The organism is Rhodopseudomonas sp. (genome assembly GCF_048594845.1).
Taxonomy (GTDB): domain Bacteria; phylum Pseudomonadota; class Alphaproteobacteria; order Rhizobiales; family Xanthobacteraceae; genus Rhodopseudomonas.
In genome coordinates, this window is the sequence record NZ_JBMDXE010000231.1 from 23,174 (window position 1) to 33,788 (window position 10,615).

11 protein-coding genes are annotated in these 10,615 nt (G+C 64.0%); 9 read left to right on the forward strand and 2 right to left on the reverse strand.

Annotated elements, in window-relative coordinates; all coding sequences use genetic code 11:
• The first annotated feature begins 286 nt into the window (after window positions 1-286).
• From ACOJTD_RS14865 to ACOJTD_RS14890, 6 genes are read left to right on the forward strand one after another with little or no spacing between them, the layout of a single operon-like run.
• Window positions 287-1,306, forward strand: coding sequence for an ABC transporter substrate-binding protein (locus ACOJTD_RS14865; protein WP_420133668.1), 1,020 nt, complete (start codon window positions 287-289; stop codon window positions 1,304-1,306).
• A complete protein-coding gene (locus tag ACOJTD_RS14870) occupies window positions 1,303-2,088 on the forward strand; it encodes an ABC transporter permease (protein ID WP_420133669.1) in 786 nt (261 codons plus the stop codon). The genes ACOJTD_RS14865 and ACOJTD_RS14870 overlap by 4 nt, the downstream gene beginning before the upstream one ends.
• Window positions 2,076-2,858, forward strand: coding sequence for an ABC transporter ATP-binding protein (locus ACOJTD_RS14875; RefSeq protein WP_420133670.1), 783 nt, complete (start codon window positions 2,076-2,078; stop codon window positions 2,856-2,858). Before ACOJTD_RS14870 ends, ACOJTD_RS14875 begins: the two co-directional genes overlap by 13 nt.
• A 29-nt stretch (window positions 2,859-2,887) precedes the next feature.
• The gene (gene nthB / locus ACOJTD_RS14880; protein ID WP_420133671.1) at window positions 2,888-3,568 is read left to right on the forward strand and encodes a nitrile hydratase subunit beta; all 681 of its coding nucleotides are present in this window, start codon (window positions 2,888-2,890) and stop codon (window positions 3,566-3,568) included.
• 4 nt (window positions 3,569-3,572) lie between these two features.
• Window positions 3,573-4,223, forward strand: a complete 651-nt coding sequence (gene nthA, locus ACOJTD_RS14885) for a nitrile hydratase subunit alpha (RefSeq protein WP_420133672.1) — start codon at window positions 3,573-3,575, stop codon at window positions 4,221-4,223.
• Between the two features lie 23 nt (window positions 4,224-4,246).
• A complete protein-coding gene (locus ACOJTD_RS14890; protein ID WP_420133673.1) occupies window positions 4,247-4,678 on the forward strand; it encodes a nitrile hydratase accessory protein in 432 nt (143 codons plus the stop codon).
• A 77-nt stretch (window positions 4,679-4,755) separates the two neighbouring features.
• On the opposite strand, the gene ACOJTD_RS14895 is transcribed toward ACOJTD_RS14890, so the two are convergent.
• Window positions 4,756-5,442, reverse strand: a complete 687-nt coding sequence (locus tag ACOJTD_RS14895; protein ID WP_420133674.1) for an alpha/beta family hydrolase — start codon at window positions 5,440-5,442, stop codon at window positions 4,756-4,758.
• The gene (locus tag ACOJTD_RS14900) at window positions 5,439-6,686 is read right to left on the reverse strand and encodes a DUF763 domain-containing protein (RefSeq protein WP_420133675.1); all 1,248 of its coding nucleotides are present in this window, start codon (window positions 6,684-6,686) and stop codon (window positions 5,439-5,441) included. Before ACOJTD_RS14900 ends, ACOJTD_RS14895 begins: the two co-directional genes overlap by 4 nt.
• Before the next feature lie 195 nt (window positions 6,687-6,881).
• On the opposite strand from ACOJTD_RS14900, the gene ACOJTD_RS14905 reads away from it, so the two are divergent.
• The 3 genes from ACOJTD_RS14905 to ACOJTD_RS14915 all read left to right on the forward strand — a co-directional run bounded on the left by ACOJTD_RS14905 (window position 6,882) and on the right by ACOJTD_RS14915 (window position 10,574).
• Window positions 6,882-7,244, forward strand: a complete 363-nt coding sequence (locus tag ACOJTD_RS14905) for a DUF4174 domain-containing protein (protein ID WP_420133678.1) — start codon at window positions 6,882-6,884, stop codon at window positions 7,242-7,244.
• Window positions 7,245-7,669: 425 nt separating this feature from the next.
• Window positions 7,670-8,614, forward strand: coding sequence for a family 2A encapsulin nanocompartment shell protein (locus ACOJTD_RS14910; RefSeq protein WP_420133676.1), 945 nt, complete (start codon window positions 7,670-7,672; stop codon window positions 8,612-8,614).
• A complete protein-coding gene (locus ACOJTD_RS14915) occupies window positions 8,601-10,574 on the forward strand; it encodes a family 2A encapsulin nanocompartment cargo protein cysteine desulfurase (protein WP_420133677.1) in 1,974 nt (657 codons plus the stop codon). The genes ACOJTD_RS14910 and ACOJTD_RS14915 overlap by 14 nt, the downstream gene beginning before the upstream one ends.
• The last annotated feature ends 41 nt before the right edge of the window (window positions 10,575-10,615 follow it).

The window sequence follows — 10,615 nt, forward strand, 5'->3', positions numbered from 1 at the left end:
GTAGCGATGCGCCGATGCCCCGCACGCGGCACGTATTTTGCTGACGGATTTTGTCGGACACCGGAGATGGAACGCAAGCAAAGCGATCCGGAAGCGAGGCTGCGGGTTGAAACCGAAGACACGGGGGCAGGCGGACGACCGATCTCCGATACATCGCGATTTGCGATGTATCGATCAAAACCTGTTGCTGTAAGCGGGCTGAGCGTCGCTGGAAAGTCGGGACACAGGAGCTGCTGCGGATGCCGGGTCGCGTTGCGGGGACTGGTTTTTCCCAGGGGGATCGCAAATGACGTCGAATGTTGACAATCGCCGCTTCGCCAAAGTGATCGGGTGCCTGTCTGGCTTGAGTTTGGCGCTGATGGCCTCGCTCGGACCATCGTCGGCCGCGACCCCGTTGACGCGCGTCAAAGCCGGCCATCTGGTCGCTCTGGACATGGCGCCCCTGTTCGTCGGGAAGGAAAGCGGCTGCTTCGAAAAGGCGGGATTGGACGTCGAGACGGTGTTCTTCGCCAATCCGGGCGACAACAACGCCGCGTTGGCCGGCGGTTCCATCGACTTCAGTACCAATCCGTTCACGCTCCCGTTCTTCGCTGCGAACAGCGGCGTGCCGATCAGAGTGATTTCGGCGGCGGGCGGCTGGGGCATTATCGAGGTCATCGCGCAGAAGGCGTCGGGGCTACGGTCGATGAGTGACATCAAGACGTATGCCGCCTCAGGCAAGCCCAAGCTCAAGATCGCGACGCTTCAGGGTGATACGCTCGAATTGATTCTGACGCGGAGCTTCGCCAAGGCCGGCATCGACACATCTTCCGTCGAGCTCGTGTACTTTAATGATCTGCTGGCCATGGTGGAGGCGTTTCGCTCCGGTCAGGTGGATATCCTGAGCCACATCAAGCCCTATACGACTGAAATGCAGATCGAGAAGGGGGCCGTACGTCTGACGACCGACGCGGAGACGTGGACGACGTTTTCACCGAACACCGTCGTCAGTGTCCTCGAAAAGACCCTGAACGATCGGCCGCAGGTTGTTCGCGCCTATCTCGAGGGACTGATGTGCGGCGCCGACATCATCAATAATCATCCGGACCAGGCGGTGTCCTTGCTGGCGAAGGGCAATTACTTCCGCGTCAAGCCGGACGTGCTGCTGCAGTCATTCAAGTCCGCCCCGGTGCCGGTCTCCTTCGTTCCGGACCTCGACTCGGTTCAAAGCGTCGTCGACGATCTGACAAAGCTCGGCTACGTCAAAGGAACCACCAAGGCAGCGGATATCTTCCGTCTCGAGACGATCAAGTCCCTGCAAAAATGATCCGGGCCAGTCGCTTCGTTCCCACCTTGGTCGGTACCGCGTCGCTGGCGATGATGGTCGGCCTTTGGGAATATGTAGGCACGCGGGATGGTTCGGCTTTGGCGACGGTTCTGCCGCCGCCAAGCCGTTTCATCGCAGCCGTTGCGAGCAGCGGCTTCCGCATCGGCCTCGGCTCGCAGGCGGTGCCGCTGTCGCAAAGCATTGTTTCGACGTTGTTGCGGGTTTTCGCGGGGATGTCGATCGCGTTCATCGCGGCCGTTCTGACCGGCGCACTCCTGAGCCTTTCAAGAGTGGCGACCTGGTGTTTGTCGCCGATCCTCTACGTTCTGGCTCCGATTGCACCTATTGCGTGGATTCCGACGGCGATCGTGATCTTCGGCATCTCCAACGTGACGGCCGTCTTCATCGTCTTCATGGGTGTCTATTTCATCCTGACGATCGCCACCCTCGCGGAGATCAAGCGGATCCCGACCGAATTCCTGACGATTGCCGATAACCTTGGCGCCAGCCCATTCAGCCGATGGGTACGGGTGGTGCTGCCTGCCGTGCTGCCCGGAGTCTTCACATTGCTCCGGACGAATTTCATTGCCGCGTGGATGGCTGTTCTCGTCGCTGAGATGGTCGGGCTCCGCGACGGATTGGGAGCGATCATCATGATGGGCCGAAATCTCTTCAACAACGACCTGATCATGTTCGGCATGGCGATCATCGGCGTGTCCGGGTTCGTCGTGGACCGCCTGTTGTCGGTCATTTCCGGCCGGCTGTTGTGGTGGAGAATCTGAAGGTGCTGGCGCCGACGACAAAAGCCGACGTCGCATTCAAGATCGACCATCTGACGGTCGATTTCCCCGGGTCCAAGGGCGAGGGCGGGTCGCCGATCCGCGACTTTTCGCTCGATATCGGCAGCGGGGAGATCACCTGTCTGCTCGGTCCGTCGGGCTGCGGAAAGACGACGCTGCTTCGCGCGCTGGGCGGGTTCGTTCGTGGTGCCAGCGGTGGTGGTGTACTGTTTCAGGGCCAGTGGATCGAGGCGCCGTCCCGCGAAATCGTCATGATCTTCCAGGAGAACAACCTGTATCCCTGGCTCACCGTTCGCAAGAATATCGCTTTTGGTCTGGCCTATTGCGAAGGCTCACGCCGCGAGAAGAACGATCGTCTCGAACAGATGCTGCAAGATGTCGATCTCGTTCACGCCAGCGCAAAATATCCTCACGAATTGTCGGGCGGAATGCGCCAGCGCGTTGCGATCGCGCGTGCGTTGGTGATGCAGCCGCGCGTGCTTCTTCTGGATGAGCCATTCAGCGCGCTGGATGTCAGCTTGCGGCGGCGGATGCATGCATTGCTGAGACAGATCTGGGCAGCGACGCGTACCACATTCGTGATGGTGACCCACAATGTCGAGGAGGCACTGATGGTGGGCCATCGGGTGATCGTGCTTGGTGGGCGGCCGATGTCGGTCGTTATGGACGAACGGATCGGCGACACCATGAAGGAGCGGTACGCACCCGAATTTCTGAAGCTACAAAAGCATATCGAAGACCTGATCGACTGACGTCCGTCGCGAGATAAAACGGAGTTACGATGAACGGCATTCATGACATGGGCGGCCTGCACGGTTTCGGAAAGGTCGAGATCGAACCCAATGAACCTGTGTTTCACAGCAGATGGGAAGGCCGGGTCTACGCGCTGACCCAGGTCTTGGATACCAAGGGCATCTACAACCTGGACGAACACCGGCACGAGATAGAACTGATGGATGCCGCGGCGTACCTCACCGACGGGTACTACGGCCGCTGGTTGTTCGCGATGGAGAGCATCCTCTCACGCAAGGGCATTATCAGCCGCGACGAGGTCGATCAGCGGGTGAACGCTCTGGAGACGGGCAAACCGTCGAATCCGGTCGAGACCAATGATCGCAATTGGCCGCTCCCCGATGATCAAAAGATTGCCTGGGGTGCCTGGCGCAAGGATGTGCCGGTCAGGCCGAAGTTTCAAATCGGAGACCGGGTCACCGTCAAGAACCACCAGCCAGCAGGACACACGCGGCTCACGCATTTCGTCCGCAACAAGACGGGTGTTGTGACGATCGTCAACGCACAGGCCTGGGTTCTGCCGGATACGCGCGCGCATAACGCCGGCGAGAATCTTCAGCCGGTTTATAATGTCACGTTCTCATCCGATGAAATCTGGGGTGATGTGGCTGAGCCCAATGTCGAGATCAAAGTGGATCTGAGCGAAGACTACCTCGAGCGGGCGGAATGAGCCGATGAGCGCAAACGATCACGAGCACGACCACGATCATCATCACCATGATGACCACCACCATGATCACGACCATGACCACGGTGCTGAAAAGCCGTGGCAGGCCGTTCGCACCGAGGCGATGGAAGCGCTGCTTTCCGAACTGGGGGTCGTGGACTCGGGCCGTGTCGATGAAATCGTATCGTACTACGAGGAGAAGATCGGACCGAAGTCAGGCGCGCGCGTCGTGGCGAAGGCCTGGACCGATCCGGCTTTCAAGGCCCGCCTGCTTGCCAACGGGCTCGAGGCCTGTGCTGAACTCGGCCTCGGTGGCCCCGAGACCGAGTATCTTCATGTGGTCGAGAATTCCCCGACCGTTCACAACGTCATCGTGTGCACACTGTGCTCCTGCTATCCATGGACGATCCTGGGCCTTCCGCCAGCCTGGTACAAATCGAGTGCGTACCGATCGCGGCTTGTCCGCGAGCCGCGGCGCGTGCTGTCGGAGTTGGGGCTGGCCCTCGACGAGAAGGTCAAAATTCAAGTCTGGGATAGCGTGTCTGAGATCCGCTATCTCGTGCTGCCGGAAAGGCCGGCGGGAACGGAGGCGATGACGGAAGATGAACTCACCGCCATCGTCACGCGAGACTCGATGATCGGCGTCGCTCGCCTTTGAAGGTCGCTTCCTGGAGAACGAACATGGATCCAAATCACGAAATTCAGGAGCTTCGCGAACTGGTCGGCTGGGGCGAAGCCGACACGAGCCGCGGCTTCGCCGAGCCTTGGCACGCGCGGGCTTTCGCGCTGACGCTGGCCCTCTCGGAGCAGCGCCTATTTTCGCTTCGCGACTTTCAAGCCGCCCTTATTGGCAAAATAAACTCAAAAGAGAAGCTGTCATGCATCGTCGGCAGCGACGACTATTACACGCTCTGGCTCGCAGCCTTGGAAAGCTTGCTCGCGCAGAAAAAAGTCTCGTTGGGAGAGCGGCTTTCGCTGTTCGAGCATCAAGTGGTCGATGACGCGGAGTCGCGCAAAATCCATCAGCTCACAACGTCGCGCGACAAAGACGGTCGGCTGAAGATCGCTCCGTTGGTCATCGACGGAGGCCTGGACGCTTCATCGCTCTATTGAGCGGGCGGACGTCCGACGCCGGCGAGGGTGCCGCGCGGCGTCAACAATCTCACCGAAGTTGGTCCTGCGGCGACGGTTCAATCGATCTCGCGGGCGATCCACACCGCCACCGCGCTACAGATCTCGCTGATCACATCGCCGTCGCGCCGGCCGGTGCGGACAGGGACGTGGAAGGCGTGATCGGCGTCTGCGATCGGGTGCAGCGTGGCCTGATTGCCGAGGCTGCGGATCACGGGGCTGAGTAGCTCCGGCTCGGCAAGTTTGTCACGCGTGCCCTGGACGAACAGCATCGGCACGCGGACGGCTTCGAGGTGCTCGGCGCGAGCCATCGAGGGTTTTCCGGCCGGATGCAGCGGGAAGCCGAGGAAGACGAGGCCGCGCACGCCATCGAGCGGCGCCAGCGCTTGCGCCTGCGAGGTCATCCGGCCGCCGAAGGATTTGCCACCGGCCAGCAGTGGAAGGGCGCCGCAACGGCTGCGCGCGGCCGCCACCGCGTCGCGGATCGCCGCGTGCGCAACGGCGGGAGAGTCGGGCCGCTTGCTGCCTTTCTCCATGTAGGGAAACTGGAAGCGCAGCGTCGCTACGCCGTGCTCAGCGAGTCCGGTCGCGACGTGCTCCATGAATGGATGCGTCATGCCGGCGCCGGCGCCGTGCGCGAGCACCAGTGCGGCACGGGCGTCGTCGGGCTTCATCCAGATCGCCGACAGCGGCGTTCCGCTGTCGCCATCGATCTTGAACAACTCGGCGATCGGAGCGCGCGTCATTTGGCCGGCGGTGCCGCAAGGCCGACGAGGTCGGCTTCCCATCCGAACACCGAGCGACCGCCGAGCGCCGGCGAGGCCTTGCGCTGGCCGTCGACGTAGTCCTCGAACGAAGGCCCGCTCGCGGTGCGCTCCAGTTGGCGCGCCTGCGCGTCGAGCCGCCGGATGGTCTGCAGCTCCTCGTCGCGTCCGAGCTTGGCGTTCTGCACCGCCGACTTCAGCACGCGGATCGTCTCGTCATAGACCTTGATCGGGACCGGATAGGGATGGCGGTCCTTGCCGCCATGCGCCAACGAGAAGCGAGCCGGATCGGCGAACCGATACGGCGCGCCGTGTACCACTTCGGCGACCATCGCCAGCGATTGCACGGTGCGGGCGCCGACGCCGGGCGTGAGCAGTAGCTCGGGAAAGTCGATCGGCCCTCGCTCGGCCGCCGCGGCCAGCGTGCCGTGCAGCCGGCGGGTGAAGACGTCGGCCGGCCGGACGTCGTGATGCGAAGGCATGATCAGATGCGGCAGCATGGCCTGCGCCGGTGGTTCGGCGGTCGCATCCAGATAGGTGCGGACCACTCCGTCGGGGCCGAGGTCGGCCAGCAACTCAAGTTGTGCCTCGCGCGACGGCGCAGCGCGCTTGTCGGTGAGGTTGACGATCTGGCCCTGCGTCGGTCCGTCGATCGCGGCGTGCGGCGCTTCGACGAAGCTGGCGAGGTTTGCCGAATGCCAGTGGTAGCGGCGCGCCTGCCGCTTGGTCTCGTTCATGCCCTGCTGCACGACCGTCCACTGACCATCGTCGGTGACGAAGAAGCCGTGCAGATACAGGTCGAAGCCGTCCTGGACGGCGGCGCTGTCGACCTTGGCGACCAGTCGGCTGGCGCGGGTCAGCGCTTCGCCATCGAAGCCGACGCGCTGGCCCAGCGCCATCAGTTCGTCCGGCGTTCGCCGCGAATGCTTTCCGCGCCCGCCGCAGACATGGATGCCGAGTTCGTTGCCAAGCGGCGCCAGCCCGCGCTTCAGCGCGCCGATTACGCTGGTGGTGATGCCCGAGGAGTGCCAGTCCATCCCCATCACGCTGCCGAACGCCTGAAACCAGAACGGATGGGCGAGCCGTGCGAGCAATTCCTCGCGACCATAATGGTGCACGATCGCCTGGCAGACGATGGCGCCGAGCGTCGACATCCGGTCCGCCAGCCATTGCGGCACGCGCCCGCCATGCAGCTGCAGATCCGCGCTGCCGCTACGCCGGGTCATGAAGGGCACATCTGTCGAGGCTCATGGCTGGAGTCTAGGCAGCGTCCCCCGCAATGGCAAACGAGCCTACCGTCGAATCGTGGACTGGGCAGCCCCGGTGGATCATTTGATCGCGCCGGAAGTTGTCGGAGGATTGCCGGAAAGGTGGAGACGATGCACGTCCGAAGGCTCGCGATGGGACTGCTGGCGGGAGTGATGCTGATGACCGGACAGAGCCACGCGTCGCCGCTCGACGATCTGCGGTGGAAGAGCCGCGTGCTGGTCGTCGTCGCGCCCGCCGGCGACTCGGCCGCGGAGCAGCAGCGCGCAATTTACCAGGCGGCCACGGCCGGCATGTCCGAACGTGCCATCGTTCTCGAGGAGGCTGTCGGCGAGAGCGATCGCGCCCGTCAGATCCGGTCGCGGCTGTCCGCCGATGGCAAACGATTTCAGGTGTTCCTGATCGGGAAGGATGGCCACACCGCGCTGTCGTCCAACAAGCCGCTGTCGGCGGACGATCTGTTCGCCAGGGTCGACGCGATGCCGATGCGTCGCGACGAGATGCGGCGCGCGCGCTGAGCGTGGTCGGACCGAGCCGTCCTCGACCTCGATACCGTTGACGCTTCGATTGGCCATCACGGCGGTAACACTTCGCATCACGTCTGACCGTCTGCTGCCGACCTTCATGATGACGGCGGTCGCCGGTCTGCCCGGCGTCGATCCGGTTTATCCGTGGCAATGCTCTGCGCCGAAAGAACGATGAAGCGTTCGCTTGGCAACGCATTCTCTCGTCGGGCTGCTCGGAAAAATGCGATGCTAACAGCGACGGTCCCATCAGCATCGATGAGTTGATCGTCACTGTTAGTAGAATGGCATTCTCCATTGCGTCGGAATAATCGAACGTTTCCGACATGGACTCGATCCAAATCTTCTCTTATCCCGGTTGTTAGTTCCAGTTGAACGACGTGCGTCAACGGCGATGCGCGTGCAAGGGAAGAGAGCAGATGGCTGATGATACCGAAGTCCGCAGGACGCTTGCGGAGTGCGCAGCGCGCCAGCTTGCCAACGCCACCAAGACCCGTGCGCAATGGGGCGGTATTTCGCCGCGCTGGCTGGTGCCATTGCTGCACTGGACACCGGTCGAAGCTGGTATTTTTCGCCTGAACCGCGTCAAGGAAACCCGCGGCGCCACCGCGTCGCCGTCGTTCGATGTCGAATGCAGCCCGCGCCGCGACCGCGACCCCGATCTTCCGGAGACCTTCGTCGATTACGACGAGCATCCGCGCGAGTACTTCCTCAACGCGGTGACCACGGTGCTCGACGTGCAGACCCGCGTCTCCGATCTCTACAGCCATCCGTTCGATCAGATCCAGGAACAGCTCCGCCTCTTGATCGAGAAGGTCAAGGAGCGGCAGGAGAGCGAGCTGATCAACAATGCCGAATACGGCCTGCTCGCCAACACCGCGCCGTCGCAGCGGATCGCCACCCGCAAGGGGCCGCCGACGCCGGACGATCTCGATGAACTCATCACCAAAGTCTGGAAGGAGCCGGCGTTCTTCCTGGCGCATCCGCGCGCCATCGCGGCGTTCGGCCGCGAATGCACCCGCCGCGGCGTGCCGCCGCCGACCATCAATCTGTTCGGCTCACCGTTCCTGACCTGGCGCGGGCTGCCGCTGGTGCCGTCCGACAAGGTTCCGGTCGATGAGAATGGCCGCACCAAGATCCTGCTGCTGCGCACCGGCGAGAAGAAACAGGGCGTGGTCGGCCTGTTCCAGCCCGGCGTGCCGGGCGAGGTGGCGCCGAGCCTGTCAGTGCGCTTCATGGGCATCAACCGCAAGGCGATCGCGTCCTACCTGATCTCGCTGTACTGCTCGCTGGCGGTGCTGACCGAGGACGCGCTCGGCGTGCTCGATGACGTCGAGCTTGGCAAGTATCATGAGTACGCCTGAGGCCTCAGGCGCTCATCCGGGTTCGGCGGCGGCATCGCAGTTTGGAGCGCCGCCGGATTCGGCCGGGCTGGAGCAGGGGGCGGCCGCCGCCGTCGGCGCGCCCGATGTCGGCACGATCGCACGGCTGGCGAATGCGTTCTTCGCGGCGCTGCCGAACGGCGCCGTGCCGGAGCCGGGCGCTGCGCTCGGCTCGGCGCCGCTGTTCGTCGCCGAGCCGCTGCAAAGCGCGATCCCCGGCACCCCGCCGCTGACGCCGCCACTGAAGCCGAACCACAATCCGGGCTCGGCATCGCCGATCCCGACCATCGGCGCGGCGCGTCCCTCGGCGCCGCTGTTCGCGCTCGATCCGAAGCTCGCGACTGAGCCGCCGCATCCGTCGGCCGCGCCGCTCGATCTGAATGTGCCGCTGGCAGCGACACCGGTTGCGCCGCCGCCGGTTTCGGCACCGGCAATCGAGCCGGTGTTCGCGCGCGATGCCGATCTCGCGGCGCTGCCGGGCCGGCTCGGCGAGGTGCGGAGTTTCGTTCCGCCGGATGCGATCGGGGCGGGGCCGTTCGGTGCCGGTACCGCGACGACCGCTGCGCCGCTGTATTTCCTTGCCGACAATCCGGCGGTGCGGACGACGCCCGTGGCCGCTCCGATTGCCGCGCCGCGCGTCGAGACGTTCGATCTCGCCGGCCTCGCCGCGCAGCATCAGCCGGATGTCCGTGTGCTCGATCTGTCGGGCAACCGGTCGTTCGACGCGCATGTGTTCAAGCGGGACTTTCCGATCCTGCAGGAGACCGTGAACGGCCGTCCGCTGGTGTGGCTCGACAACGGCCCCACCACGCAGAAGCCGCATTGGGTGATCGATCGGGGGGCGCATTTCAACAAGCACGACAACTCCAACATCCACCGCGCCGCCCACACGCGGGCGGCGCGCTCCACCGACGCCTATGAGGCGGCACGCGAGAAAGTGCGCGCTTTCATCAACGCGCCGTCGGTGAAGGACATCGTGTTCGTGCGCGGCGCTACCGAGGCAATCAACCTGGCGGCGCAGGCCTGGGGCCGGCGCAACGTCGGCGAGGGCGACGAGATCGTCGTCTCGCATCTCGAGCACCACGCCAACATCGTGCCGTGGCAACAGCTCGCGGCCGAGAAGGGGGCGAAGCTGCGCGTCGCGCCGGTCGACGATCACGGTCAGATCCTGCTGGACGAGTACGAGAAGCTGCTCGGACCGAAGACCAAGATCGTGGCGTTCACGCAAGTCTCGAACGCGCTCGGCACGGTGACGCCGGTCGCCGAGATGACCGAGCTGGCGCATCGTCACGGCGCCAAGGTGCTGGTCGACGGCGCGCAGGGCATCTGCCATCTGCCGGTGGACGTGCAGGCGCTGGACGTCGATTTCTACGCCTTCTCCGGCCACAAGATGTTCGCCCCCACCGGCATCGGCGTGCTGTATGGCAAGGCCGACGTGCTCGAGGCGATGCCACCGTGGCAGGGCGGCGGCAACATGATCGCCGATGTGACCTTCGAGAAGACGATCTTCCAGGGCCCGCCGGACCGCTTCGAAGCCGGCACCGGCAATATCGCCGACGCTGTCGGACTCGGCGCCGCGATCGATTACTTAAGCCGCATCGGCATGGCCAATGTCGCCGCGCACGAGCACGAGCTCTTGGCCTACGGCACCGAGCACCTGCTGACGGTGCCGGGCCTGAAGCTGATCGGCACCGCGCGTGACAAGGCCGGCATCCTGTCCTTCGTGCTCGACGGCTGCCGCAGCGAGGACGTCGGCAAGGCGCTCGACCGCGAAGGCATCGCGGTGCGCGCCGGGCATCACTGCGCCCAACCGATCCTGCGCCGCTTCGGCCTGGAAAGCACGGTGCGGCCCTCGCTCGCCCTCTACAACACCCACGACGACATCGACGCGCTGGTCGACGCGCTGCGGCGCTTGCAGAGCGGGCGGGGCGTACGGGCGTGACGAAACGATTAGCACCAGACCTAACAACGCATCATTGCGAG